We start from the raw sequence: 24,668 nt of genomic DNA, 5'->3' as shown, positions 1-24,668 counted from the left end.
GCAAGCTGGCACGGATCGCGTTTTCACTCCTGAAAAATCAGAGTGAGTACAAGTCAAAAGCGGTTTTGGGGACTTCCCCTCAACCATAGAATCTCCCACATTTTGATCGTATTTCAATCAGGCGTCGGCGTAGGCCACTTCGTTGAAGCTGGCGATCAACCAGGTGAGTTCTTCGCGCGGCAAATGATCAAGCGGCCGCAGATCAAACCGCGCCATGCGCCCCACACACTCCGTCGGCGTCACCAACCGCTCCACCACGTGGTAATGCGGCCGATCCACATAGTCGTCAAACAGCACGATCATCGGCTTGGTTGCGCGCAGGTACGCCGTTACAAAACACGCGATGCGAAAACGCCCGTCGATCAGGATCACGTCCGGTTGCTCGAAGTACGGCTCATCCCAGACCTTGAGCGGGTAAGTGTGAAAGCGCTTCCACTGCCGGGCATTTTTAGGCCTCGCCCATTTGCCGGTTTCGCCCACGTCGATGGGGTAGATGCGTGGCTTTGAGGGCAAGGTAGCGTTGGCGATCCAGCCTTGCATGTCTTGCGCCCAGCGGGCGTCGTTTTCCACCGAGATCACGGTTTTGTTCGGCATGTTCGCCGCCAGCAGGGTGGAACCGCCGCTGCCGTATTCGAGGATCACCGAGGCCTGGGCATAGAGGGTTTTCACGTAGGCGGCGACTTCGGCCGGGAACGTGACCTGGGGCTCTTGCATCGGTGCGCGGGGCAGTTCTGCCGGTTGCGGGTTGTCCCGATATTTGACGTACTGCGCGGCCAGCTCCGGGTCAATGGCACTCAGCAGCTCGCTCGCCACATCATGAGCGCCGTAGGCGGTGTGCAGCAGGAACGCGAGTTTCAGGCGCTGGTTATCCGACAGCGCGGCCATACGCGTGGCGTCGGGCAAAAACAACGCGTCGGCGCACACCAGGTGGGAGGCGTTGTCCTGATGCTGCAAGTTGTTCAACCGATAAAAACTGAAGCCGCGCCGCGCCAGGCAGCGGCTGATCAGGCCCACATCGGCCTGGTGGTCGTGGGTCGGGGTGAAGTTGACGCGCGCCTGCACCAACAGCGTATCGGCCAGGGCGCGCTGGCCGTGCTCGACCACTGCCAGGCTGTCGTTGAGGTTGTCCAGCAGCAACCAGTCCACTGGCGGCAGGCCGTTGATGGCGTCGAGCTTGAGGGTGGGCAACGGCAATTTTGTCAGCACGCCAGACGCCGAAAGCGGCGCCAAAGTGGCGCTCATCGCAGGGTCGAGGCAGGCGTAAAGCGTGGCCGGTTGACCACTGCCCAGCGCCGCGTGGGGGTGGTAATGCAGCTCGCCGAGCTGGGCCAGTTGCCGAGCGTTGTCGATACGGCTGGCGGGGTCGAAGGCGACGGTGGAGAACGCGGCGGTTTTTTGCAGGGCCACGAACTGCGCCGAGGCGATCAGCGTACCGCCGTGGTCCAGGGTCACCACTTTGCCCTGGAGCTTGAAGCTGAAACCGGGGGCTTTTACCGGGGCGGCGGGGTGTTGCAGTTCAATCGGCTGAGTGTCGCCGTCAAACCGGGCCTGCCCTTGGGCGTCCAAGGTCAGCGCCGCCGCTGGTTTACCCAAGCAATAGCGCTGCCAGATCGCACGCATGGCGCTGGCGAAATGGTTGGCGAAACGCTGGCTGTCGCACACCGGCGATTTCATCAGTACGTCGCGAAGATGGCCTCGAATACGCTTGAGACTCTGCAGGTCGCTGGCCAACTCAATCACGCGCTGTTGATAGTGTTCCCAACTGTTGACCACCAACTCCGGCAACCCGGCGTTGACCAGGTGCGTGGCCGAGTGGCGCCCGGCGAAGGTAGGGCCGGGAAAGGTCACCACCGGCACGCCCATCAGCAGCGCTTCGCACGTGGTAAGGCCACCTGAGTAGGGCCAAGGGTCCAGGGCAATGTCGATACGGTTGTAGGTTTCCAGCAGGGTTTTGTGGCCCACCGGGCCTTCGATCAGCACGCGCTCTTCGGCAATGCCGTGGCTGGCCATCACCGCATGCACATGGGCGCGCAACTCGCGGTTGCCGAACGCGCCGCCCTTGAGCAGCAGACGTGAGGTGGGTGTGGCTCGCATCAACGCCGCCCAGCGCGCCAGCAGCACATCGTTGACCTTGGTCGGGTTGTTGAAGCAGCCGTAGGTCACATAGCCGTTGGCCAACGCCGGCAGCGCGCGAATGTCCGGGGTGTAGGGCGGCGGGTCGTAGCAGATGTAGTCGTCGGGCAGGCGGATCAGTTTTTCGGTGTAGTACGCATCCTCGCCCTCGGGGGATTCAATGCGGTCGCTGAGCAGGTAATCGATGGCATCCAGGCCCGTGGTGTTGATCAACCCGCCGACCCATTTGACCAACAACGGCGCTGGCTGCAAGGCCATGGCGCCCATGCGGTTGCCGGCGTTGTGGCCGCACAGGTCGATGAGAATGTCGATGTGGTCGTCACGCACACGTTGGGCCAGGGCCTGGTCATCCATGTGCTTGATGCCCAGCCACTGTTGCGTCACAGCCTGGATGCGCCGGGTCAGGTGGTCGCACACTTGGCTGGTGCTGTAGGCGAACAACTCGAACTGATGACGCGGCAGTTTCTCCAGCACGCCGACGATCATATTGCCCACCGGGTGCTGGCGTAGGCCGTCGGACACCAGGCCGATGCGCAGGCGGCGGTCGGGGGTGCGGTCCTTGATGTCGGGACGAGGCGGTACGGATTTGGGGCCGAAACGCGACTGCCATTCCTTGCATACGCCGAAGATATAGTCGCGGCTGCGCTCAGGGTCGTAGTGCAGCGAGGTCAGGCGGTTGGAATACGGCAGCACGTCCTTGCGCTTGGCCAGGGCCACGGCCTTTTGGTAGTAGGTGTCAGCCGTGGCCAGTTGGCCGATGTCCTTATAAAGGTTGGCCGCGTTGTTCCAGTGGCTGTAGTCGCCAGGCTCACGGGTGATAAGTTGGTCGAACACCGCGATGGCTTCGCTGTGACGCTCCAGGCGATTGAGGATCAAGCCCTTGCGCGACAGCATGCGGCCGTCCTGGGGCGACAGTTCCAACGCCTTTTCGATAGGCGGGAGGGCCTTGGCGAACAGCCCCTTTTCGAAGTACAGCGTGGCTAGGCGATGGTGACCGGCGACAAAGTCTTCATTGATATGCAGTGCTTTGAGCACCAGCTCCAGGGCACGGTCCGCCTGGCCGAGTTTTTGTGCGGCCTTGGCCACTAACTCCAACGCCTCAGGCTCATCGGGCAACAGGCGCAACGCCTGCTCGAAACTGCCCAGCGCCCGCTCGGGTTCAGCGTGCAATTGCAGGTTGCCCAGGTCTTTCCACATTTGCGGGTCGTTGGGGCGCTGCTCGCTGAGGCGTTGCAGTTGGGCAAGTGATGGCGTATTGCGGTGGGAACCAGGGCGTAGGGATTTGGGCATTAAAGGGCAACCTTATCGATGAAAGCGAATACATTTCNGTTGGGGCGCTGCTCGCTGAGGCGTTGCAGTTGGGCAAGTGATGGCGTATTGCGGTGGGAACCAGGGCGTAGGGATTTGGGCATTAAAGGGCAACCTTATCGATGAAAGCGAATACATTTCTGTGGTGAGCGGGCTTGCCCCGCGCTGGGTGGCGAAGCCGCCCCAAAACCAGACAATCAGGCTCTATCTGGAAGAACGCGTCGGCCGAATTAGGGCCGCTTCGCAGCCCAGCGCGGGGCAAGCCCGCTCACCACAAGCAAGCCCTTTCACCACAAGCAAGCCCGCTCACCACAATGCTATCGCGCAGAAACTGTGGGCAAAGCCCGGATAAACCCACAAAAAAAGGGGCTCAGCGTACGCTGGCCCCTTCGTGCTACGTGCCGGGTGTTATTGCAGCAGCGACAGCATTTGTTGCGGCATGGAGTTGGCTTGGGCCAGTACCGAGGTACCTGCTTGTTGCAGGATCTGGGCGCTGGTCATGGCCGATACTTCGGTGGCGTAGTCCACGTCCTGGATGCCGGAACGGGCAGACGTCAGGTTAGTGGTGGTGGTGGAGATGTTGGTGATCGCCGAGTCGAACCGGTTTTGCACCGCACCCAAGTCCGAACGCATGGAGTCCACGGTGTTCAGGGCGTTGTCCAGGGTGGTCAGGGTGCTGGTGGATTTTTTGGTTACCGCGTTGTCGGTGTCGATGCTGATGCTGGCCGTGGTGGTGGTGCCATCGGTAGTCGTGGTCACGTCGGCGGCGTAGGTTTTGCCATCGACGGTCAGGAAGTAGTTGCCCTGGGCGTCGGAGGACAGGGTGCCGCCGCTGATGGTGGTGCCGGACTTGTCGACGTAGCTGGTGTTGGTGGAGGTGATTGCGGTGCCCGAGGAGTCCGACAGGGTGGTGGCGGTCAGGGTGGTGTCGTAGCCGTTCACGTTGAAGCTGCTCAGGCCCAGGGTGTCGGCGTTGATTTCGCTGAGTTTGATGTCGATGGTTTCGCCATCGTTGGCGCCGACCTGGATGGTGATGGTCTGGTCTTTGGACAGCACGTCCACGCCGTTGAACGCGGTTTGCGAGGAGATACGGTCGATCTCGTCCAGACGCTGGGTGATCTCGTCCTGGATCGACTGCAAGTCGGACTGGGAGTTGGTGCCGTTGGCCGCTTGTACCGACAGCTCACGGATACGCTGCAAGTTGTCGTTCACCTGGTCCAGCGCGCCTTCAGTAGTCTGCGCCAGGGAGATGCCGTCGCTGGCGTTGCTGCTGGCTTGTTCCAGGCCGGTGATCTGGGAGGTCATGCGGTTGGCAATGGCCTGGCCTGCGGCGTCGTCGGAAGCGCTGTTGATTTTCAGGCCCGACGACAGGCGCTCGATCGAGGTGCTCAGGCTGCTCTCCGAAGAGTTCAGGTTTTGCTGGGCGATCATGGACGTAATGTTGGTATTGATAACTGACATGGTGCAGTTCCTTTCGTGGGTGAGCCGCTTGGGACAGATTCGAGGCCCGTCGCCGATGCATTCAGCGCCGTTGCCGTACAGACAAAGCGAACATCGGCGATCGGATCTGCCGTCTTTAGGCAGGCCCCCAAAAAAATTTGCGCAGCCAAAGGATTTCGCCCACGAAAGTGCCTGTATTAGCCCATTTGAATCGCCGCCCCTCGCGTTATAAAGCCAGCCTTGGCCCATAACAGGAGTGCTGCATGAACCCCTCAACCCTGATCGGCATGCTCGCCAGCCTGCTATTGCTGGCAGTGCTGCTGGTGTTCAGCGCGCAACAACCCGGTTTGTTCGTCGACCTGCCGGCGTTGGGCATTGTGGTGGTCGGCACCTTTGCCGCGACCTTCATCAGCTACCCGCTGCGCGAAGTGCTACGGATTTTCAGCCTGATCAAAACCGTGGTGCGCCACGAGCGCGAATACACCCAAGAAGACATCGACGAGCTGGTGAGCATCTCGCGGCTGTGGATCGACGGCGACCTTCGCGCCGTGGAAGAGGTGCTCGATAGGGTGAAAAACCCGTTCCTGCGCTCCGGCGTGCAACTGGTGATCGACAAGACCCCGCTGGACGACATCCTCGACCTGCTGCAATGGCGCATCGCACGGCTTAGGGCCAAGGAACACGCCGAGGCCCAGCTGTTTCGCGTAATGGCCAGCTACGCCCCGGCGTTCGGCATGCTCGGCACCCTGGTGGGCTTGGTGAACCTGATGTTCGTATTGGGCGACGGCGACATGGTGACCATCGGCCGGCAAATGGCGGTGGGCCTGATGACCACGCTGTACGGCGTGCTGCTGGCCAACCTGCTGTGCAAACCGGTGGCGGTGAAACTGGAGCGCCGCACCGAACAGCGGGTGGTGGTGATGAACATGGTGCTGCAAGGCGTGGCGATGATGGCCAACAAACGCAGCCCGGGGTTGATGCGCGAGACGCTTAAATCCTTTGTCGCCCATTACCAGAACGAACTGCGGGACGGGCCGGTGCATGCACCGCTGCGCCTGAGCTGGAAGCCGCGCACATGAGGCCGGTTTCGCGGATCCAGGCGGCGGCGATTGCCAGCGGCATCCCGCCGATCGAGGACGCGTCGGGTGAAACCTGGATGATGACCTACCTGGACATGATGACCCTGTTGCTGGTGGTGACCATGGCCATGCTGGCGTTGGCGGGCAAGGGCCATGCGCGCACCCAGCACGGCGGCGAGTTCAGTGTGCCGCCAGTGTTTACCGCGAAAACCCTGACCTCGGTGGCGGCGCCTGGCGCCATGTTATTGGTGCCACAACCGCCTGCGCCAGAGCCCGTCGCTACCCCGGAGCCTGAACCTGTTGCAGTCGTTGAACCCGAACCGCCAAAACCCACCCCACAAGACCTGCTCAACGAACTGCCCCTGGATCAACTGGGCAATGACATCGAAGTGGTCACCAACGACAGCAGTGTGAGCTTTCGCATCAGCAGCGAGATTCTGTTCCCCTCCGGCCAATCCGACCTCAACCTCGGCGGCCTGGCGGTGCTGCGCAAACTGGTGCCGGTACTGGGCAGCGTGCCGCACAAACTCATCGTCGCCGGGCACACCGATACCCAAGACATCCGCAGTGCGCGCTTCCCCTCCAACTGGGAACTCTCCGGCGCCCGCGCAGGCAGCGTGGTGCGTTATCTGCAAGCCAATGGCATCCAGCCCGAGCGCCTGGCGGCTATTGGTTATGCCGACACCCGACCGCTGGCGGACAACGGGACGGTTGAAGGCCGCGCGCGCAATCGTCGCGTGGAGTTGATATTGGAGCGCTGATGAGCGGCGTTGTGTTTAGCGCGCCAGAACAGTGATCATAGCCCTCCCCCTGGAATCACGCCTGGCGATGCTGAACATGGACGACCTGCTGACCTGCCCGGACGAGCGCAGCCTCAAGCGCGAGTACGCCAAGCTGCTCAAAGTGACGCGGCCGGATGATGACCCTGTTGCCTTCCAGCGCCTGCGGGAAACTTACGAGCTGGCGTTGCAGCAACTGCGTGACGACGACGTATTTGTCGCCACGCCCTTGCCCCCTGCCCCCGTTGAGCACGCCGTTGCGCTGCTGGCCGAATTCGATGACTGGAAGGTCGATGAATACTGGGCCCGCGCCCTGGCCCAAGACTGCGCCGCCGAATTTGAACAACTGCTGTTCCAGCGTTGCGTCAATGCCCCCGACCGGCACTTGCCCCTGCTCACCTGGGGTGTGGAAAAACGCCAATGGTTGACCCCCTGGCAGCAAATCCAGAGCGGTGGCTTTCCCCATCAACGGCTGGTGCACGCCCTCACGGGCGCGTTGTACTTTGACCTGGAAAAATACCTGGAAGACGCCCAGTCACGGGCGCTCTTCGAGCGCCTGGAACGCGCCAGCCGACAAGGGTGGCTGATGGACCTGAGCTATCACCAAGCATTACAGGTGCATGTGTTGAACCTGTTCAGCGCACAAGAGAGCTGGTCGCCGCAGCTGTTCCAGCAGGTCTGCGAGCTGTTCGCCTGGGATGCGGGCGCCGCCGTGCCTATCGAGCAAGCGCAGTGGCAAGCCTTGCTGCGGCGCAGCGAGCAACAAACCTGGCTCAATGAGTTGGCCCAGCAACCGGGCGCGGGGGCGTTGTTTTTGATGTGTGCACAGCCTGCGCAGCAAGCAACGTTGGCGGCCACTTTCGGCGAAGCGGATTGGCAGGCGTGCGAGCGACTGTCGGTCGAGTTCTCCACGCGTTTTCCCGATCTGCTGGGTTTGTTTCCCAATCACAATCCGTGGTTTTGGCATGGGCTTGTCGGTCATCGCCCGAGCCGCCATGGCATGAAACGCGCTACCGCCGTGTTGGCGACCTGCCTGGCGCTGGGCAGCCTTTCCGACCGTTTCGCCCTCGGGCCGACCCTGTTGATGCTGCCGTTTTACGTGCTGGGCGGCTGGCTGATGGCACTGATCGGCAAGTGGCTGCTGAGTTACTGGACCGCCATGGCCGACAGCTTGCAAGACCTCGACCAACGCATCACTGGCTGGTGCGTGCGCCATAAATTGATTCCGGACCGGCGTTATTTGGTGATCCGCAACAGCGGCCCGCTGGTGGCGCTGGGGTTTGTGGTGTGGCAGTGGGTTGGGGTGTTGGGGTTGGTGACGTACGGGGTGACTGGCTTGCTGGGTAGGTTCCACGCGCCAAGAGTGGCCGGGCTGAGCTGGCTGCAATGGGTGTTTTGCGCGGTGATGGTCGGGGTGATTGCCTACGTGCAACTGGAAATGCCCGGCACGGTGCTGACCCGCGGGCTATGGCGTTAACGCCCTCCCCCTGTAGGAGCCAGCTCGCTCGCGAAAAACGTCAACGATAACGCGTAAAACCCGGTTATACGCGGCGCCCTTGAGTTCTTCGCGAGCAAGCTCGCTCCTACAAGTCGGGTTATTTCAGCAGGGCGATCAAGCCGCAGACCACGCCGATCACCAACGCCGGCCACTGCATGGGCACGAAGAAGAAGTGGTGACGTACCCCATCGGCATGGGGTTGGCGATTGAGCACAACACCCAGCACCACGTTAATCGCCGAGCCGATGCACGCGCCGATCAACACCTGCATCAGCGAGGTGTTGCCGGGCTTGACGCTCGGGTCCGGCCACAGCCACATCAACAACAGCACCATCGCCACCGGGGTGAACAAGGTGAACCAGCCTGCGCCGCGATAGATCATTATTCAGTCCTCCCAGGCTCAAGCCAGCTCGCGGCGTTGTTCTTCAACGGCAAACAGCACATCCAGGCTGTTGAGGAACAGGTCATGGCTGAGGATGCCGGTGGCGATGGTCGACAGCACGGGTTTGCCGTTTTCATCCTTGATCACCACGTTTTCGGTCCAGGCGTTGAGGTCCACCGTGCGCAGCGAGGCCATCGGCACCTTGCGGCCCTGGTATTCGAGGAACGCCGCGCTGACCAGAATCGGCGAGGTGGTGATCTTCAGGAAGTTACCGGTCACCCGCTTGCCCCACACCTGCGCGCTGCTGATGCAATTGAACGTCACCGCCCCGCCCGCTTCCAGCGTCGCCGCCACCGCCGGCAGGCGCGCACGCACGTGCAGCTCGCGCACCAATTGCTGGAAGTCATGAAAGCCCTTGAGGGTCTCGATCACTCGGTGAAACGGCTCCGATGCGTTACGACGATAGGCAACGTTGGTGACCATGCCGGTCAGCACCGTTTGGCCGGAGCCGAACAGGTACAGGTCTTCAATATCGGCAAAGGCGGTGTATTCGCGCTCATCGTTCACAAAGCGCTCGATGCCATGCTCGTACACGTTGTAACGCGGCTCGCGCAGCTTCTTGTGCCACACGTAGACCGCAAACATGCTCAGGCCGATCACCGCCAGCAACACGCTGGTGGCATAGAACACCATATGGGGGTCACTGAAATTCAAGGTCATGCCACGGGACGTCTGGAGGCTGACCGGCCCATCGTTGCCCGGCGGCAGGATGGTGCTCAGGTACAGCACAAACCCGGCCAGTGCCAACATCACGGTGCCGAAGATCAAACTGACCACCAGGAATGCCTTGCCATGACGGAAACTGGCGAGCAACTCACCGGCGTTGGAAGGGGCTTGAGAGGGGGATGACTGCATGGGGGCTTGCGTCCTTGTAAGTAGATAAAACAGCTGCTTGGGTGCGCTCGGCACGGCGGGTTGGAGCATGGCTAATTAATATCGTTCCTTGTGCGCGATACAGAATGTGATCCACGCCACAAAGCCCGACGGGTCTTTTTTTTCCCACGCAGAACAGTGATCATCGCCCTCCCCCGAATGTTGAGGAACAGACACCATGGAATTGACGCTGGAAGCTGTGGCGCTTTTTGCACTTAAGTTGGTGCATGAGGTGGACGGCGGCAGCCCGGTGTTGCGCGATGACCCGGTGATGGTGGGGTATGACCGGGAGGCGTTTGGGTTGTTGGTGCGTCAGGGGGATTTGGCTGGGGTTTTGGTCAAGGTGGATGAGTGTGTGGGGCAGGCGTTGGTGGCGGTGGGTGGTGCCGACACCGTGCTGGGCCGTGAATTGCAACGGTTGGCGGTTGAGGTGCAGAAGGTTGATCAGTTGGCTGAGTTGCCCGGGCCGTTAACCCGCCTTAAGGATTATTTGAAAGACATCCAGTGAATCGGTGATCAGCATCGCGGCCAGGTACATCATCAACATCGCCACGCCTGCGTCCAGCCAACGCCACACCACTGGCGCACGAAATAGCCGGGTTAATCGCTGACACCCCAAGGCCAAGAATACGAACCACAGCAGCGAGGCGGTCATGGCGCCTGTCGCGAAGAAGGCTTGTTGGTTTAACGGCTTGGCGGCGCCGATAGAACCGATCAACACCACAGTGTCGAGCCAGGCGTAGGGGTTGGCGAACCCCAGCACCACCGCCGTACGCAATAGCCCGCGTGGCGAGTCGACGCCTTGAGTGTCCGGCATCGACTGGTCCCGCAGGCAGGCCAAGAGACGTTGGGCGCCAAACCAGAGCAAGTACGCCGCACCAAAGATCAGCAAGAGCGCAACCAAGGTTGGGCGGCTTTCCAGCAGCGAGCCTAAACCGCTGACGCCTAGGGCGATCAACAGGATATCGGCGAACACACAGACGGCGACCACGCCCCAGATAGGGCCGCGGCTGACACCTTGGCGGATGACCAAGGTGTCTTTGGGGCCGGGGGCGGCGAACAGGCCGAGGCCCAGCACCAGGCCTTCGGTGAAATAAGGCGTCATGGCGACTCTTCAAGGCAAATGTAAAGGAATGCAACACACGCCGGATTCGCAAGCCTGCGGCAAACGACGACACTGGCGGCGGTTTGCAGTGTGCATCGCCCGCTAACCGTGGCGGCGTGCGGGGTGTCCTTTTTGACGAACAAAGGTGGTTGATGAACATCAGTCTCAGGGCGCTGATCGCCCGACGCAGCCGCGAACTGGGTAAATCCATGACCGAATTGGCCAAGGAATCCGGCATATCCCGAACCTACCTCTACGGCCTTGCGGGCGGCGTCTCTCAAGACCCTTCGGTGCGCACCCTGATCAAACTGGCCAAGGCACTCCAGGTTTCCCCGCTGCTGCTATTTCGCTACTTCGCCGACCTGGCGGGCGCGCCTATTGATGCTTACTCAATGTCAACCACCAACCGCGCCATCGGGCTGCAAGACCGCAGCGACATAGCCGTCTTCAACGCCGACGTCACTACCCCCGACCAAACCGTGGTGCTACCCGGCGAAACCTTCGAAAAGACCTGGGAGATCCAAAACCTCGGCACACACCCTTGGCGTGGTCGCCGGTTGGTGCGGGTCGACGGTGAATACGTCATCGCCCGCCGCAACGACGCAGGCGCCCCGCTGGAAGTGGTGATGGACAGCCACCTGCGCAGCCTCACCCACGAAATCCCCATCGCGCAAACCCTGCCCGGCCAGCCGGTGCAACTCACGGTGACCTTCGCCGCGCCCAAGGAAACCTGCACCGTGATGTCCATTTGGCGGATCGAAGATGAACACGGCCAGCCCTGCTATGGGCCGGCGTTTATCCTGCATGTGATCGTCAACGTCATGGCACGCTGAGTAGCCTCAGCGCCGCCCTTCCACCGCCATCCGCACCGCCAACCCCATCAACACCGAGCCCATCAGCCAACGCTGCGCCACCTGCCAACCGGGACGGGTGACGAAGAACACCGCGATGGAACCCGCCATGGTGGCAATCGCCGCGTTGACACTCACGCTGATGAAAATCTGGGTAAAGCCCAGCACCAACGATTGCGCCAGCACACTGCCGTGGCCGTTGGGGTCGATGAACTGGGGCAGCAACGACAAATACATCACCGCCACCTTGGGGTTCAGCAGGTTGGTCACAAGGCCCATGGTGAACAGCTTGCGCGGGCTGTCCGCGGGCAAGTCCCGCACCTGGAACGGTGAACGCCCACCCGGCCGGATCGCCTGCCACGCCATATACGCCAAGTACAACGCCCCGCCAAACCGCAGCGCGTCATAGGCAAACGGCACCGCCATGAGCAACGCCGTGATGCCCAACGCGGCGCACAGCATATAAACCAAAAACCCCAACGCCACGCCGCCCAGGGAAATCAACCCGGCGGTGCGGCCTTGGCAGATCGAGCGGGAAATCAGGTAAATCATATTCGGGCCGGGGGTGAGCACCATGCCGAGGGAAATCAGCGCATAGGCAAGCCAGCTGGACAGTTCAGGCATGGTTCGGCTCCGTTGGTTGAAACATCTGGCCAAGGTTGTAAGGTTGGCCGTCATGGTAGGGCGTTCAAAATGCCCGCGTTAGATACAGATCCGCGAGCAAAACGGCATACACCCACGAGGCAGGCACATGATCGACTTCAACAACAAAGGCTTCTTCAAACTCAAACAAAACAACGAATACGCCGAACGCGTCACCGCCCTGCTGCTGGACGGCGAAACCGTGATCGACGCGTACAAATCCATGCGCGACGGGGTGGTGTTTACCAACAAGCGCATCATCGCGGTGAACGTGCAGGGGATTACCGGCAGCAAGAAGGACTTCACGTCGTTGCCGTACAAAAACATCGTGGCGTATTCGGTGGAAACGTCCGGGACGTTTGATCTGGATTCGGAGCTGGAGATTTACTTTTCGTCGTTGGGGAAAGTGAAGTTTGAATTCACCGGGAAGACGTCGATTGTTGAGATTTCGCGGTTGATTTCCAGGCACCTGCTGGGCTGATCGGCGGGCAAAAAAAGACCTTGGCGCACCAAGGTCTTTCTTACTGCTTACACGATTCAACTGATGTACTGGCTCAAAATGTGGGAGGGGGCTTGCCCCCGATGACGGCCTCCCCCACACCATCAACCTCCAGCCTTACACTCCACCCTCTTCAGCAACCCCATTCGGCAACATCCCCTTCGCCAAATCATCCACCACCGCCTTGGCCATCTCCCCCAAATAATGCGCGGCCCAGGCATAGCGGTCGGCGCTCTTGTCCATTGCTGCGTCCATTGCCAGCAGTTTTGAACAGTGGAGAAGCTCGGAGGCATGCTCCAGCGCATCGCGGATGGGCACGCCGGAATTGACGCGAAACAGGTGGTGCAGCGCGGGCTGGGTGCCGCAGGTGGAGAAGGTGATGACGCCGAGGGTTTTGTTTGGGGGTGGATTGATCATTGGGCACCTCCGGGCTGAGCGGGGGCGTTGGTTCCAGGGTTACGAAGGTACGACCGATCAGAAACGCTCATGGGTTTAGCTCCTAATGTAGTGAGCTGCCACGTTCGTTTCTCATGCGAATGGGTGGCAGCTATGCGCGGGCTGAGAAACCGGGACAATAGGAACCCGGCAGACCCGAAGGTCTCCCACGCATAGCCGCCATGACATAGACAATGCGGGCACAAAAAAGCGCCAACAGTCTAATGGATGGTGGCGCCTATGCGCCTATTGTTTCTCGGATTCTCAAGTCCGGTCGCTGGGTTGGAAGCGACGAGCAGAAATTAGCGTGAAGAGTTCTGATGAGCAAAGAACTCTTCTGTTCCAAAAAAATTCGACGGAGGAACCACGCGCAGGGACTGTAGGATTTTTCATACACGTAGTAATATCCAAATGCCACCACAGAAGAAGGCTATTGAGAATGGCCTCTCTCAAAACAATAAATCATGGAAGTCTATGAGCATTAGGAAAGAAATTACCGACGTGTTTACACCTCGCCGTAGTGAGGTGAATGATGCAATGTATGTCGATAGACCACAGTTACAGAAAGCGCTACTACGCTCCTTCGCGAGAAACTCCCACACGCTGGTCTATGGTGAAAGTGGCAATGGAAAATCCTGGCTATATAAAAAAGTACTAGAAACAAACTCGATCCCTTATATCGTAGCAAATTGTGCAAACGCGTCTCGAATAAAATCAATAACACAAGAAATTTGCAGCTGCATCGTGGAGCCCGGAACCATCACAAAGATGGGTTTCAACGAAGAAAAAGCCGCAGAAGTAAGTGCAATGTTTGCCAAAGGAGGCCTAAAACATAACGCCAACTATTCCATATCACAAGAAGAGCCACTGCTAAAAGCATTCCGAATCTTTTCCGCCTCAACACCATTAAAAAAAATTATTGTTTTAGACAACTTAGAAACCATCTTCAACAGCCAAGACTTAATGAGCGAACTGGCTGACATAATAATCCTCCTAGATGACTCTAGGTATGCAGACTGCAATATCAACTTTTTGATTGTTGGCATTCCAAATGGCGTACTGCAATACTTTAGAGAAACCAAAAATTCGGACTCCGTGGCAAACCGTATTCAAGAAATTCGTCGAGTGGACAATCTGCACTCTGGGCAAGTTATGGAGATTGTTCGCAAAGGTTTCAGCCAGTTAAAAATCTCTTTAACGGGCCCCAATCTCACGGAAATTGCCAATCATGTATCAGAAGTAACGCTCGGAATTGCTCAGAGAGTGCATGAATACTGCGAATCTTTAGCATATGAGGTATCTGAAAACAATTGGAAGTATGAGAGAAAATTACTGGAAAAAGCCAACCAACAATGGTTACTGGAGGGGCTGCGCCATAGTTACCAAGTAATGGAAGGACATTTAAACAGCAGAGAAACCGCAGTTGCGCGGCGAAACCAGGTAATTTATTGCATTTCTAGAATTAGGCTTCATCAATTCGACTCATCAGAAATTGATAGAATGGTTCGAGACGAATTCCCCTCTACTGTACCCAACACCAACATGGGAATAGGCACAATTCTTGGCGAGCTTGCAAGTGGCGACACACCATTTATTTTGCGAAACCAAAAAACCGCCGCATACGTCGTCCGCGACCCAAGATACATTATGTGTGCCCGCATAATACTATACAAAGACCACACAGACTCAAAAGTTTGCCGGCGAAGCTTCACAATATAACCAACAATAAAACTCAACAGCCTAACACATACTCAATAGTAACTAATTAAACGGGGCCAGCCCCCCGTTTTCTCCCCGGCAACGCTCTTAACTTAAAAAACTAACTACTCGCCAGATGATTATAGTTTTTTCCCAGAAGACATGAAAACTACAACATCACCCCATAAGGCCCCAACACCTTACTCGTCTGCACCAACCCCTGCCGCATCAACATCTCAAGATACCCCTCCGCATCCACCGAAGGCCGCATCATCGCCCGCCTCTGCTTCTGCGCCGCTGCCAACACCGCCGCCTGATCCAAATCCCAAAGGTCCGAAATAAAGTCATCCGGATGCATCGGCTCAATGTCATAAGCCGCCAGCACATTTGCCGGAAAGTCTTTCAAATTGAAGGTCACGATGACCTCCGCCTTACTCCGAATCGCTGCCGCCAGGACGTGACGATCATCAGGATCGGGTAAATCCAAGCTCGAACATAGATCCTCATACCCCGTCACCAATCCATCCGGGATAGCCTTGTCCATCATCGCCGAGGTGTTATCCACTTGTTCCGGGGTGAGGTCAGGGCGGTTCTTGAGAACGTTGCGCTTCCATTCCTCATGAATCTGGCTGGTCCAACGCGCCCGATACAAACCGGACAGACCTAGCCACATCAACAAATCCCGAAGTGGAGCCGGGTAAAGCACACAAGCGTCGTATACAGCCGTGAAAGGCGAACACCTCATACGTCATATCCCATTCCCAGCTCCTGAGCCTGGCGTACCAACGCCTCCATCGCCTCCTGACTCTCCGCGTCACGCTGCTGTTTAAAAGCCATCAAATCCGAAAACCGAATACGCCGATGCCGACCAGTCTTCGTAAACGGAATCGCCCCCTCCTCCAACATCTTCACCAGATGCGGCCGTGAAACATTAAGCAGGTCGGCAGCCTCCTGAGAGGTCAATTCGGCGTGAACCGGCACGACCTTGACGGCGTTGCCGATAGCCAACTCGCCCAGGATATCGACCAGTAATCGCAGAGCAGAGGTGGGAAGTACAAGGGAATGGGCTTTGTCTTCCTTATCGAAGATATCGATGCGCTGGGTTTCAAATTTGGTCGACAGTAGCGAGGCCAGTTCGCGTTGGCCTTGCACGGCGGCTTCGACTTCGCTTTCCAGCGGAGGAATGGTTTTGGGGAGGTGATGGGTGATCATGATGGTGCTCCAGCGTTGCGCAATTCAATTGAAGCCAAACCTAAACGAAACAAACGAAAATCGCAATAATCGAAACAGAGCCAGCCATCTGACCCCAATTTACTTTTCCCACATACACCATCGAACAAATCCGATTTAGGTCGTTGATCTTCCCCTCGTAGGCTCACTCCCCCACACAAGGAAGTGAGCCCGCCATGTCAGAACGCGCCTACCCCCTCACCGAAGAACAACAACTCAAACAGCGAATCCTGACCCCGCAACCGGCGCGGCAGCATTACTCGCCGCCCATCCATCTATTCGACCCTCCCTCCGCCCCAACACCTACGCCCACCAAACCTCCCGGCTACGTCTTCACCAAACCCTGCCAATTGCCCGATGGCATCACCCACTACGCCGACCCCACCGGTTTCATACCACTGGAACTGGTGAAGGAATACGGCCATTTCTGCCTGTTGGGTGGGCGTGAGGTGGACGACCAGGGCGCTGTGGCCTTGCACAAGATCAGCGGTAGCGCGCTGCCCATTGGCCTGGGGCAACTGGCCTTGCGTACGGCGGTGGTGGAGTCGGCGGCTACCGCTGTCGGGACTGTTGTGGGTGGGTTGTTAACGGGGTTGGTGGCGTTGGCCTGGCCATCGGAGTTGGGCGATAGCGCGCTCTACACCGACGAGCAATTGCGCTCGATGCAGCGGGCGCGCTCGCAGATGCGTTTGCAGGTTGAGCAGTTGGCGGACGGCACGCTCAAGGGTTATGGGTTTTATACCGGCAACAATGCCGACTGGCAGATGATCGATGTGGTGCAGTTTCAAAGCCGTGGCGATCGGTTTGTGGCGGATTTGGGTGAGGGGGTGGAGTTGATCTGGACGCCTGTGGTTGATCCGGGTGACACCCTGGGGATTCCGGCGTTGGAGGCTGCGCCGCAGGCGCCGGTGATTTGGATTTACCCGCCGACCGAGAAGGCTGCACAGATTTTGGTGAACCCGGTTTATCCGCCGGAGTATCGGGATCTTATTCTGGTGTTCCCGGTGGAGTCGGGGGTTCGGCCGTTGTATGTGGTGGTTAATGAGCCAAGGAAAGGTCTCAAGAATCCAGACCATGATTACTTCCATGCCCCCGAAGCCAAAGACATAACAGGCTTCCCAGGCCTAATCCCCCAAAAACCAGTGACTCCCAGAAAAGGAGGAGCTGGCTTACGTGAACGTTGGATTGATGCGAAAGGAAGGAAAATATTTGAGTGGGATTCAAAGAAAGGCGAGCTGGAAGTTTATCGCAACAGTGATTTGGAACACCTCGGTGCATTTGATCCATACACCGCAGAGCGTCGAGGCCCGGCAAAACCAGAGCGTCGAATTTACAGATAAAAGGGAAGCCAAAAAATGGTTATGAAAATCAGATTGCGATGGTACGAAAAACACAGCAGTGACTTGAAAGCGGATGAGTACTCAGCAGATATCGAAGATTCAGACAGCGTTTTTGAAGCACTGGGTTTAGGCGAAGAAACCGCGATATATGCCGACGTATTCAACGTGATGACAGCGTGGATAACGATTGTTCAGCCTTATTTCCAGCACATGATTGAGCCCGACCAGTTCGACTATCAAATATCGTTCCGCTATCAAGGCGCCTGGCCCCCACCTCCCAAGCAACCCAAGAACCCATGAGGCCAACCATGCAAAAGCCCCTCCTCTACCGCTCAGTCAACACCCGTACCCACGGCGTGCGCCACGGCAGTTGCCGCGCCTATCGATACGAACGAAACACCAAAAAAGAAAAACTCGCGCAATCCACCGGCAATTCCATGCACAGCCACCACCGCCACGGTTTCGATTACACACCGCTGTTCCGCTTCCTCCTGTCCAAAGTCGGCCAACCATGGGACCCCGTTTTCAGCGAAGCCAACGCCCGCGTGGACCGCCCTGATCCAATCTTCTGGATCGTCGCGCTGCATGACAGCGAAAAGCAGGAGTATGTGAGAGTGGGCGAGAGTACTTACTACAGCGGCTTATGGGTCGACAACGCCGGCCTGCTGCAAAAAGTAAACCCGCAGCTGACACCTGAGCGCATGCCAACCTTTTGCGACTGCTGCACCCACACCTTCAACGGTGTGGTGTTCGCGCACGCTTTACCCATTGATCCCCTGGCATGAGAGAGGCTGACAACATTCCCTGTAGTGAGCGGGCTCGCCCCGCGCTGGGGTGCGCAGCAGCCCTAATCCGGCCCGTGCATTCCTCCAGGCGCAATTCGGCTGTCTGGTTTTGGGGCCGCTTCGCAGCCCAGCGCGGGGCGAGCCCGCTCACTACAAGATAGAGAACAGTCCTACCGACCTATCAGTTTTACCTGCTATCCAAATACTCCCCCACATTGCATCTCCTCCCCCACACCCCCTATGATTGCGATTCATTCTCATAAACCCAGCATCTCCCATGCCCACGCCCCCAGCCCATCACCCCCTCATGACTGCCCTCGCCCTCCACTACGACGAGTTGGTGGACTACATCAAGCGTCGCTTCCATGGCCGTGATTTCGCCCGCGACTTGATGCATGACGTGTGTGTGCAAATGCTGGAGAAACCACCCCGCGAGCCTATCGCCACGCCCCTGGCCTTTTTGCGTAAGACCGCCTTCAACCGTGCCATCGACCGCATCCGTGCAGAGCGCACGCGTCACGCCTATTTGCAGGGGCATGTGCCGGACTATGTGGGAGTGGATGAGTGGGACGGTGCACAGGCGTTGGATTTCGAGCAGCAGCTCACGGCGCTGCTGGACATCATTCATGCGCTGCCGGTACGCCAGCGGCAGGTGTTTTTGCTGCATCGGATTCATGACATGCCGCAGCGGGATATCGCCGATGAGTTGGGGATTTCGGTGAATATGGTGACGCAACATTTCGGCCGAGCCATGAAGACCATTGCGCAGCACTGGGAACCGGCGCGGCGGGCGTTGGGGGTGGTGTCGTGAAGCCGGCCCGTGGGAATAAGCCCGATCCGTTGCAGCCGTTTGCCGAGGCGTTGCGTGAGCGGGTGCCGTCCAAGGAGGCGTTGCTCGCCGAGGGCAAGGCGTTTACCAAGAGCCGGCGTAGCAAGCAGAAGTCTCTCAGTGCAGGCTTGTTGATGCTGGCGTTGGCGGGTGGGCTGTGGCAGCTAGACCCGGCGTGGCGTACGGAGGATGTGCAGGTTGCCATCGGCCAGCGCCAACACCTGCAACTGCCGGATGGCAGCCAGATATTGCTCAATTCCGGCACCCATTTGCGTATCGAACGCCGCCTGCGCAGCCGCCAGTTGGAGCTGGTGCGCGGCGAAGCGTCGTTCACGGTGGTGCATGAAGAGTCGCCCTTTGTTGTGCGTAGCCAGGGTGTGCGGGTGCGGGATATCGGCACGGTGTTCAACCTGCGCAGCGATAGTCGCGGTGTGGATGTGGGGGTGATCGAGGGCAGCGTGGAGGTGAGCAGTGGCCGCGCGGCGCCGCAGATACTGAGCGTCGGCCAGCGGGTGCAGGCCACTGCCGGACAGATCGGCGTGGTAGAGCCAGTCAAGCCTGAAGCACTGACCGCTTGGCAGCACGGCAAGCTGCGCTTTGACGGCACGCCGCTGAGCGAAGTGGTGCGCGCTCTGCAGCAGTACCGCACAGACCCTATCCGCGTGGCCGATGCTGCGACCGGCCAGTTGCGTTTGTCGGGCGAATTCGACACCGAGCGCGTCGAGGCACTGGTAGGCATGTTGCCGAGAATTTTGCCGGTGAGCCTGGTACGCACGGCCGATGGCAGCGTGATCCTCAATCGCCTGCGCTGACAGACGAGAATTATTTTCAACTGCACATCAAGGTTTACCCAACCTGATACGCCAATGCCCTGAGAGCACACTTTTCACCACTTGGGGATCACGATGGGCAACAACACTCTGGCGCAACGTTTGGCATTACTGGCTTCCAGCCTCGCACTGGCGGGGCTGGCCAATGCGCAGTCCGCCACTTATCGGGTGGATATTCCTGCACAGGCGTTGGATAAATCCCTCAACGCCCTGGCGCAGCAAACCGGCAGCCGCGTGTTGTTTGCTACGGACATCGCCGAAGGTCGTCAGGCACCGGCGCTGCACAGCCAGATGAGTGTGGAGCAAGCGCTGCAAAGCCTGGTGGGCGACAGCGGTTTGCAAGTACAGAAGGTTGAAGAAGACAGTTACCTGATCGCCCAACCCGGCAGCGATGGCGCAGTGAACCTGGGCGCCACGACGATTCAGGCGCAAGGGCTGGGGGCGACCACGGAGAACTCCGGATCCTACACCACCGGCGCCACCAGTACCGCGACCAAATTGCCGCTGAGCCTACGGGAAACCCCGCAATCGGTGACGGTGATCACCCGTCAGCACATGACCGATCAAGGCCTGGCGACCATCTCGGATGTGTTGCAGCAAACCCCTGGCGTTGTGGTGATGCATGACGATACCGAGCGCTTCAACTTCTATTCCCGTGGTTTTTCGCTGAACAACTTTCAGTACGACGGCGTACCGACGTCGGACTTCACCACCAACACCAATGGCCTGGGCGTGCGTGACATGGCCATCTACGACCGCGTAGAAGTGGTGCGCGGCGCTACCGGCTTGATGAGCGGCGTGGGCAGCCCAGCCGGCGTGGTCAACCTGGTGCGCAAGCGGCCGACCAAAACCTTCCAGGGCTACGTATCAGGCAACGCCGGCAGTTGGGACCGTTACCGTACCGAGATGGATTTGTCCGGCCCCTTGTCGGAAAACGGCGCGATACGCGGCAGGGTGGTGGCGGCCTACGCGGACGATCATTCGTTCATCGACTATTACTCGTCGAAGAAGAACGTGTTCTACGCCATCGGTGAGGCGGATATTTCTGACAACACCATGCTTTATGGCGGCATCGATTATCAGAAGATCGACTCCAATGGGTCGTCCTTCGGCCAGTTACCGCTGTTCTTTTCCGACGGTGGTCGTAGCGATTTCTCACGTTCCCAAAGCCCGGCCGCCAAGTGGGCCTACGGCGACAGCGAGAGCACCAAGTACTTCGGTGGCGTCGAACAGCGCTTCGACAATGACTGGATGTTGCGGGTCGAGGCCAGCCACTGGAAAGGCGACACCGATCAACTGCAGGGCAACTTGATCGGCTGGGGCCCCTTCCCCGACCGACAGGCCCGCACAGGCCAGTTGTTCCGCAGCCATAAGACTTACGTGATCAATACCGACTCGGTGGACGCTTACGCCACCGGGCCGTTCAGCCTGTTTGGCCGCAGCCACGATGTGATGCTGGGGCTGAATGTGAGCGACCGCCGCTCGGATTACTTTTCGGAAAACGCCAACAGCCCGACCCTCCCCATCAACTTCGACACGTGGGCTAACAACGCGCCGCGCCCAACGTCCTACGCTTCGTGGAGCACGCAGGATTACCACATCAAGGAAGTCGGCGGCTTCGCGGCGGTGCGTCTGAAACCGACCGATGACCTGGCGGTGATCCTCGGCACCCGTGTGGTCAACTACAAACGCGAAGGCGATTTGGGCTACAGCTCCGACCCGGCCAACCCGGACCACGACGACGCGAAAAAAACCGGCAAGGTGATTCCCTACGCCGGCATCGTGTACGACCTGACAGAACAACACTCGGTGTATGTCAGCTATACCGATATTTTCGAGCCACAAAGCAACATCGACATGAGCGGCAAAGTGCTCGACCCGGTGGCGGGCAAGAACTATGAAGCGGGTCTGAAATCCGAGTTCTATGGCGGTGCACTGAACACCAGCATCGCGGTGTTCAAGACTCAGCAGGATAACTACGCACAATACGTAGGCAGCACCGACGACGGTCGCGATGCGTATGAGGGGGTGTCCAATACCACCAAGGGTTTCGAGTTGCAGGCTTCCGGCGAAGTGCTGCCGCGCTGGCAGGTGCTGGCGGGATTCACCTACGCCCAGCCACGCGACGAGCAACACAAACGCATCGACCCGCAACGCCCCGAGCGTCAGTTCAAACTGGCCACCAGCTACAAACTCGACGGCGCGCTCAAGGACCTGACCTTAGGCGGCAACGTTACCTGGCAGGGCCGAACCTACTACGTCAACGAAGATTTGCCCGCCGAGGCGAAGGAAGGCAGCTATGCCGTAGTAGGCCTGCTGGCGCGCTATGACATCGACAAACACCTGAGTGCATCGGTGAACGTCAACAACCTGTTCGATCGTCAGTACTACGCCGGTTACGGGCTCTACAACAGCTACTTCAACGGCGACCCGCGCAATGTGATGGTAGGGCTCAAGTATCAGTTCTGAAGTCGCTGGCTTGCCTGCGAAAGCGGGGGATCAGCCAGCTTTGGTATCGACTGGCACGCCGCCTTCGCGGGCAAGCCCCAATGCCAGTCAGTTAAGGGTTAGAAAGAGTAAAAGCTAACCTGTGGCGAGGGAGCTTGCTCCCGCTGGACTGCGCAGCAGTCCCATCTTTGGGGCCGCTACGCGGCCCAGCGGGAGCAAGCTCCCTCGCCACACTGACGGTGTTTGCCCTTAACTGACTGGCATTAGGGCAAGCCCGCTCCTACAGGTCAGAATTCCAGGCGCGCGCACAAGCCACCGTGTTCGAGGTTGTGCAGCGCCAAACGGCTGCCGATTTTACCGACGATCATCTCCACAATCGCCAACCCCAACCCCGCGCCATTAGCGTTACCCCGGCTGTAGAAGCGCTCAAACAAGCGCCCCAGTTCCGCTTCATCAATGCCAGGGCCTTGGTCCTCGACGCGCAGGCTGTTAGGCCCAATCACCACTTTCACTTCGCTGCCGGGGGGTGAGAAGTTCAGCGCGTTGGTCACCAGGTTTTGCAACGCAATCGCGAGCGCAACAGGCTCGGTTTCCACCCACACCTCGTCCTCCCCTTCCAGCACCAGTTCCACGCCTTTTTCCATGGCCAGCGGGGTCAGTTCGGCGAGTTCTTCGCGTACCAGTTCGGTCAACTGCACGCGGCTGCGCACCGGGTTGTGCAGTTGCGGTTCGATGCGGGCCATGGTCAGCAGTTGGCTGCCGATGCGGGTGGCGCGGTCGACGCCGTTGACCAGAAACTCCAGGGCTTCGCGGCGTTGCTCCGGGGTCGCGGCGCTTTGGGCGTTTTGTGCGTGGATGCGCAGGATCGCCAACGGGGTGCGCAGTTCGTGGGCGGCGTCGGCGATGAAGCGGCGTTCGCGCTCAAGCAAATCATCGACCTGCACCAGCAGCCGGTTCAGCGCGGTTTGCATGGGTTCCAGGTCGCTGGGCAGGGGCGCCAGGTGCAGGGGTTGCAAGGTGTCGCTGTTGCGCCCGCGAATCGACGAGGCCATAGCCCGCAGCGGTTTGAAGCCCCAGCCGATCACCAGCCAAATCAGTAGCGCCAGCAATGGAACGCCAATCAGCGTGGGCCAAAGGGTGTGGCCGACGATGCGCTGGATCACGTCCTGGCGAATGTCATCGCGCTCGCCCACCCAGATCAACAGGCCTTGTTGCGGGTCGGCGAGGAGGAAGGCGCACCAGTCGTTGCCGTTGTCCATCAGGTCGTGGGAGCCGAGGGTCGCAGGCGGTGCCGCCAGTACCGGCGCTTCGGCGGAGCGAACCAATAGTTGGCCGTCGCTGCGCCAGACCTGGAAGGTCAGGCGGGTTTCATAGGGGTGGGCAACGCCCTCCTCACCCACCCGGCTCATGGCCTGGTCAAACGCCTGGTAGAGGCGGTCCCAGTCGGCCTCGCCGGGGTCGCGCTGGCGCAGTACGCCTTGCAGCAGACGGGCACTTTGGGCGAGTTGGGCGTCGTAGACTTCTTCGATTTCGTGGTGGCTGTCGCGCAGCACCAGCCAGCTGATCAGGGCGTCGCCCAGCAATATCAGGACCAAGACGGGGATGAGGATGCGCGTGCGTACCGAATTCATGGGGTGAGCACCAGCACGTAGCCCACCCCGCGCACGGTGCGGATCAGCTCTGTGGATAACTTTTTGCGCAGGTTATGGATCAGCACTTCCAGGGTGTTGCTCTCCACACGGTCCTGCCAGCCGTACAGTGCGCGGGACAGGCGTTCGCGGGTCACCACTTTGCCGGGTCGCACCATCAATTGGTGCAGCAGTTGGTATTCCATGGGGGTGACGATGATTTCCTCAGCCTGGTAGTGCACTTGCTGCGTGGCCGGGTCGAGGCTGATGCCGGCGTGCTCCAGCAGCGGTTGCGCGCGCCCCTGGCTGCGGCGCAACAGGGCGCGTACGCGGGCCTTGAGTTCTTCGACGTCGAAGGGTTTGACCAGGTAGTCGTCGGCGCCGGCGTCGAGGCCGGCGATGCGTTCGGCGGTGCCGTCGCGGGCGGTGAGGATCAGCACCGGCAAATCGTGTTGCTCGGCGCGCAGTTGCTGCAACAGGTCGATGCCGTCGAGGCGCGGCAGGCCGAGGTCGAGCAGCAGCAAATCGAAGCTTTCCGTGCGCAGCGCGTGCAGCGCGGCCACGCCGTCCTGCAACCAGTCGAGGGTGTAGCCTTCGGCCCCCAAAGCCACACGAATGCCCTGGCCGAGGGCACGGTCATCTTCGACAAGGAGTAGGCGCATTGCTGATTCTCTGTAGGAAACGGCGAAATCATGCCGGGTTTTACCCGAACACCACTGGCAAAGATGTTACGGCTCGTTGCCAACTAAGGTTGCCCTAAGGTTGGTTTAGCACTGTGAAATCTCCCACATCTGCT

At 59.2% G+C, this 24,668-nt stretch carries 24 protein-coding genes; 13 read left to right on the top strand and 11 right to left on the bottom strand.

The genetic code is table 11. The features are described from left to right. Window positions 1–117: 117 nt before the first annotated feature. On the bottom strand, window positions 118–3,423 hold the full coding sequence (locus ACLD1Y_RS22720) for a tetratricopeptide repeat protein (RefSeq protein ID WP_429480037.1): 3,306 nt from the start codon (window positions 3,421–3,423) through the stop codon (window positions 118–120). Between the two features lie 426 nt (window positions 3,424–3,849). After that, window positions 3,850–4,902 carry a flagellin gene (locus ACLD1Y_RS22715; RefSeq protein WP_429480036.1) on the bottom strand — a complete coding sequence of 351 codons (1,053 nt, stop codon included), beginning with the start codon at window positions 4,900–4,902 and terminating at the stop codon, window positions 3,850–3,852. Between the two features lie 242 nt (window positions 4,903–5,144). Between ACLD1Y_RS22715 and ACLD1Y_RS22710 the strand changes: the two genes are divergently transcribed. The 3 genes from ACLD1Y_RS22710 to ACLD1Y_RS22700 are packed head-to-tail and all read left to right on the top strand — an operon-like array spanning window position 5,145 to window position 8,216. After that, complete coding sequence (locus tag ACLD1Y_RS22710) at window positions 5,145–5,960, top strand: motility protein A (protein WP_429480035.1); 816 nt, start codon at window positions 5,145–5,147, stop codon at window positions 5,958–5,960. Next, complete coding sequence (locus ACLD1Y_RS22705) at window positions 5,957–6,721, top strand: OmpA family protein (protein ID WP_429480034.1); 765 nt, start codon at window positions 5,957–5,959, stop codon at window positions 6,719–6,721. Before ACLD1Y_RS22710 ends, ACLD1Y_RS22705 begins: the two co-directional genes overlap by 4 nt. A 31-nt stretch (window positions 6,722–6,752) precedes the next feature. Beyond that, entirely contained in the window at window positions 6,753–8,216 is a 1,464-nt protein-coding gene (locus ACLD1Y_RS22700) for a hypothetical protein (protein ID WP_429480033.1), read from the top strand. Window positions 8,217–8,334: 118 nt separating this feature from the next. Here ACLD1Y_RS22700 and ACLD1Y_RS22695 read toward each other — a convergent pair whose 3' ends face one another. Then, window positions 8,335–8,619, bottom strand: coding sequence for a hypothetical protein (locus tag ACLD1Y_RS22695; RefSeq protein WP_429480032.1), 285 nt, complete (start codon window positions 8,617–8,619; stop codon window positions 8,335–8,337). Between the two features lie 18 nt (window positions 8,620–8,637). Beyond that, the gene (locus ACLD1Y_RS22690) at window positions 8,638–9,534 is read right to left on the bottom strand and encodes a hypothetical protein (RefSeq protein ID WP_429480031.1); all 897 of its coding nucleotides are present in this window, start codon (window positions 9,532–9,534) and stop codon (window positions 8,638–8,640) included. Between the two features lie 196 nt (window positions 9,535–9,730). Between ACLD1Y_RS22690 and ACLD1Y_RS22685 the strand changes: the two genes are divergently transcribed. After that, entirely contained in the window at window positions 9,731–10,060 is a 330-nt protein-coding gene (locus tag ACLD1Y_RS22685) for a hypothetical protein (RefSeq protein ID WP_429480030.1), read from the top strand. Here the strand turns inward: ACLD1Y_RS22685 and ACLD1Y_RS22680 are convergent. Then, window positions 10,022–10,657, bottom strand: coding sequence for a LysE/ArgO family amino acid transporter (locus ACLD1Y_RS22680; RefSeq protein WP_429480029.1), 636 nt, complete (start codon window positions 10,655–10,657; stop codon window positions 10,022–10,024). The two genes, ACLD1Y_RS22685 and ACLD1Y_RS22680, sit on opposite strands and share 39 nt — an antisense overlap. Window positions 10,658–10,809: 152 nt before the next feature. Between ACLD1Y_RS22680 and ACLD1Y_RS22675 the strand changes: the two genes are divergently transcribed. Continuing rightward, a complete protein-coding gene (locus ACLD1Y_RS22675) occupies window positions 10,810–11,490 on the top strand; it encodes an NBR1-Ig-like domain-containing protein (protein ID WP_429480028.1) in 681 nt (226 codons plus the stop codon). 6 nt (window positions 11,491–11,496) lie between these two features. Here ACLD1Y_RS22675 and ACLD1Y_RS22670 read toward each other — a convergent pair whose 3' ends face one another. Beyond that, complete coding sequence (locus tag ACLD1Y_RS22670; RefSeq protein WP_429480027.1) at window positions 11,497–12,132, bottom strand: LysE family translocator; 636 nt, start codon at window positions 12,130–12,132, stop codon at window positions 11,497–11,499. 127 nt (window positions 12,133–12,259) lie between these two features. Here ACLD1Y_RS22670 and ACLD1Y_RS22665 point away from each other — a divergent pair, with 127 nt between their 5' ends. After that, window positions 12,260–12,631, top strand: a complete 372-nt coding sequence (locus ACLD1Y_RS22665) for a PH domain-containing protein (RefSeq protein WP_429480026.1) — start codon at window positions 12,260–12,262, stop codon at window positions 12,629–12,631. Window positions 12,632–12,766: 135 nt separating this feature from the next. Here ACLD1Y_RS22665 and ACLD1Y_RS22660 read toward each other — a convergent pair whose 3' ends face one another. Next, window positions 12,767–13,066, bottom strand: coding sequence for a DUF3077 domain-containing protein (locus ACLD1Y_RS22660; protein ID WP_135289839.1), 300 nt, complete (start codon window positions 13,064–13,066; stop codon window positions 12,767–12,769). A gap of 492 nt (window positions 13,067–13,558) precedes the next feature. On the opposite strand from ACLD1Y_RS22660, the gene ACLD1Y_RS22655 reads away from it, so the two are divergent. Further along, entirely contained in the window at window positions 13,559–14,803 is a 1,245-nt protein-coding gene (locus ACLD1Y_RS22655) for an AAA family ATPase (protein ID WP_429480025.1), read from the top strand. A 148-nt stretch (window positions 14,804–14,951) separates the two neighbouring features. Here the strand turns inward: ACLD1Y_RS22655 and ACLD1Y_RS22650 are convergent, their stop codons facing one another. Both ACLD1Y_RS22650 and ACLD1Y_RS22645 read right to left on the bottom strand, forming a co-directional pair. Further along, a complete protein-coding gene (locus ACLD1Y_RS22650; protein WP_236531590.1) occupies window positions 14,952–15,527 on the bottom strand; it encodes a PIN domain-containing protein in 576 nt (191 codons plus the stop codon). Beyond that, a complete protein-coding gene (locus ACLD1Y_RS22645; protein ID WP_429480024.1) occupies window positions 15,524–15,994 on the bottom strand; it encodes a helix-turn-helix domain-containing protein in 471 nt (156 codons plus the stop codon). The genes ACLD1Y_RS22650 and ACLD1Y_RS22645 overlap by 4 nt, the downstream gene beginning before the upstream one ends. Window positions 15,995–16,188: 194 nt before the next feature. Between ACLD1Y_RS22645 and ACLD1Y_RS22640 the strand changes: the two genes are divergently transcribed. The 6 genes from ACLD1Y_RS22640 to ACLD1Y_RS22615 all read left to right on the top strand — a co-directional run bounded on the left by ACLD1Y_RS22640 (window position 16,189) and on the right by ACLD1Y_RS22615 (window position 22,265). Further along, window positions 16,189–17,352, top strand: a complete 1,164-nt coding sequence (locus tag ACLD1Y_RS22640; RefSeq protein ID WP_429480023.1) for an S-type pyocin domain-containing protein — start codon at window positions 16,189–16,191, stop codon at window positions 17,350–17,352. Window positions 17,353–17,367: 15 nt separating this feature from the next. Beyond that, on the top strand, window positions 17,368–17,652 hold the full coding sequence (locus tag ACLD1Y_RS22635) for a colicin E3-like toxin immunity protein (RefSeq protein WP_429480022.1): 285 nt from the start codon (window positions 17,368–17,370) through the stop codon (window positions 17,650–17,652). Between the two features lie 8 nt (window positions 17,653–17,660). Then, complete coding sequence (locus ACLD1Y_RS22630) at window positions 17,661–18,137, top strand: hypothetical protein (protein WP_429480021.1); 477 nt, start codon at window positions 17,661–17,663, stop codon at window positions 18,135–18,137. Between the two features lie 307 nt (window positions 18,138–18,444). Continuing rightward, window positions 18,445–18,948, top strand: a complete 504-nt coding sequence (locus ACLD1Y_RS22625) for an RNA polymerase sigma factor (protein WP_429480020.1) — start codon at window positions 18,445–18,447, stop codon at window positions 18,946–18,948. Further along, a complete protein-coding gene (locus ACLD1Y_RS22620; RefSeq protein WP_429480019.1) occupies window positions 18,945–19,778 on the top strand; it encodes a FecR family protein in 834 nt (277 codons plus the stop codon). Before ACLD1Y_RS22625 ends, ACLD1Y_RS22620 begins: the two co-directional genes overlap by 4 nt. A gap of 93 nt (window positions 19,779–19,871) precedes the next feature. After that, the gene (locus ACLD1Y_RS22615; protein WP_429480018.1) at window positions 19,872–22,265 is read left to right on the top strand and encodes a TonB-dependent siderophore receptor; all 2,394 of its coding nucleotides are present in this window, start codon (window positions 19,872–19,874) and stop codon (window positions 22,263–22,265) included. A gap of 266 nt (window positions 22,266–22,531) precedes the next feature. Here ACLD1Y_RS22615 and ACLD1Y_RS22610 read toward each other — a convergent pair whose 3' ends face one another. Both ACLD1Y_RS22610 and ACLD1Y_RS22605 read right to left on the bottom strand, forming a co-directional pair. Continuing rightward, on the bottom strand, window positions 22,532–23,875 hold the full coding sequence (locus ACLD1Y_RS22610) for an ATP-binding protein (protein ID WP_429480017.1): 1,344 nt from the start codon (window positions 23,873–23,875) through the stop codon (window positions 22,532–22,534). After that, window positions 23,872–24,534 (bottom strand): response regulator, encoded by a 663-nt coding sequence (locus tag ACLD1Y_RS22605; protein ID WP_429480016.1) that lies wholly within the window; start codon window positions 24,532–24,534, stop codon window positions 23,872–23,874. The genes ACLD1Y_RS22610 and ACLD1Y_RS22605 overlap by 4 nt, the downstream gene beginning before the upstream one ends. Between the last annotated feature and the right edge of the window lie 134 nt (window positions 24,535–24,668).

This window comes from Pseudomonas sp. 18175 (assembly GCF_050432925.1).
Lineage (GTDB): Bacteria > Pseudomonadota > Gammaproteobacteria > Pseudomonadales > Pseudomonadaceae > Aquipseudomonas.
This window is presented reverse-complemented; position numbering and strand designations above follow the sequence as displayed.

Bases quoted from the DNA above. Each gene is read 5' to 3' on its own strand.
- ACLD1Y_RS22720 (WP_429480037.1), bottom strand. From the start codon at position 3,423: ATGCCCAAATCCCTACGCCCTGGTTCCCACCGCAATACGCCATCACTT.
- ACLD1Y_RS22715 (WP_429480036.1), bottom strand. From the start codon at position 4,902: ATGTCAGTTATCAATACCAACATTACGTCCATGATCGCCCAGCAAAAC.
- ACLD1Y_RS22710 (WP_429480035.1), top strand. From the start codon at position 5,145: ATGAACCCCTCAACCCTGATCGGCATGCTCGCCAGCCTGCTATTGCTG.
- ACLD1Y_RS22705 (WP_429480034.1), top strand. From the start codon at position 5,957: ATGAGGCCGGTTTCGCGGATCCAGGCGGCGGCGATTGCCAGCGGCATC.
- ACLD1Y_RS22695 (WP_429480032.1), bottom strand. From the start codon at position 8,619: ATGATCTATCGCGGCGCAGGCTGGTTCACCTTGTTCACCCCGGTGGCG.
- ACLD1Y_RS22690 (WP_429480031.1), bottom strand. From the start codon at position 9,534: ATGCAGTCATCCCCCTCTCAAGCCCCTTCCAACGCCGGTGAGTTGCTC.
- ACLD1Y_RS22685 (WP_429480030.1), top strand. From the start codon at position 9,731: ATGGAATTGACGCTGGAAGCTGTGGCGCTTTTTGCACTTAAGTTGGTG.
- ACLD1Y_RS22680 (WP_429480029.1), bottom strand. From the start codon at position 10,657: ATGACGCCTTATTTCACCGAAGGCCTGGTGCTGGGCCTCGGCCTGTTC.
- ACLD1Y_RS22675 (WP_429480028.1), top strand. From the start codon at position 10,810: ATGAACATCAGTCTCAGGGCGCTGATCGCCCGACGCAGCCGCGAACTG.
- ACLD1Y_RS22670 (WP_429480027.1), bottom strand. From the start codon at position 12,132: ATGCCTGAACTGTCCAGCTGGCTTGCCTATGCGCTGATTTCCCTCGGC.
- ACLD1Y_RS22665 (WP_429480026.1), top strand. From the start codon at position 12,260: ATGATCGACTTCAACAACAAAGGCTTCTTCAAACTCAAACAAAACAAC.
- ACLD1Y_RS22660 (WP_135289839.1), bottom strand. From the start codon at position 13,066: ATGATCAATCCACCCCCAAACAAAACCCTCGGCGTCATCACCTTCTCC.
- ACLD1Y_RS22655 (WP_429480025.1), top strand. From the start codon at position 13,559: ATGAGCATTAGGAAAGAAATTACCGACGTGTTTACACCTCGCCGTAGT.
- ACLD1Y_RS22650 (WP_236531590.1), bottom strand. From the start codon at position 15,527: ATGAGGTGTTCGCCTTTCACGGCTGTATACGACGCTTGTGTGCTTTAC.
- ACLD1Y_RS22645 (WP_429480024.1), bottom strand. From the start codon at position 15,994: ATGATCACCCATCACCTCCCCAAAACCATTCCTCCGCTGGAAAGCGAA.
- ACLD1Y_RS22640 (WP_429480023.1), top strand. From the start codon at position 16,189: ATGTCAGAACGCGCCTACCCCCTCACCGAAGAACAACAACTCAAACAG.
- ACLD1Y_RS22635 (WP_429480022.1), top strand. From the start codon at position 17,368: ATGGTTATGAAAATCAGATTGCGATGGTACGAAAAACACAGCAGTGAC.
- ACLD1Y_RS22630 (WP_429480021.1), top strand. From the start codon at position 17,661: ATGCAAAAGCCCCTCCTCTACCGCTCAGTCAACACCCGTACCCACGGC.
- ACLD1Y_RS22625 (WP_429480020.1), top strand. From the start codon at position 18,445: ATGACTGCCCTCGCCCTCCACTACGACGAGTTGGTGGACTACATCAAG.
- ACLD1Y_RS22615 (WP_429480018.1), top strand. From the start codon at position 19,872: ATGGGCAACAACACTCTGGCGCAACGTTTGGCATTACTGGCTTCCAGC.
- ACLD1Y_RS22610 (WP_429480017.1), bottom strand. From the start codon at position 23,875: ATGAATTCGGTACGCACGCGCATCCTCATCCCCGTCTTGGTCCTGATA.
- ACLD1Y_RS22605 (WP_429480016.1), bottom strand. From the start codon at position 24,534: ATGCGCCTACTCCTTGTCGAAGATGACCGTGCCCTCGGCCAGGGCATT.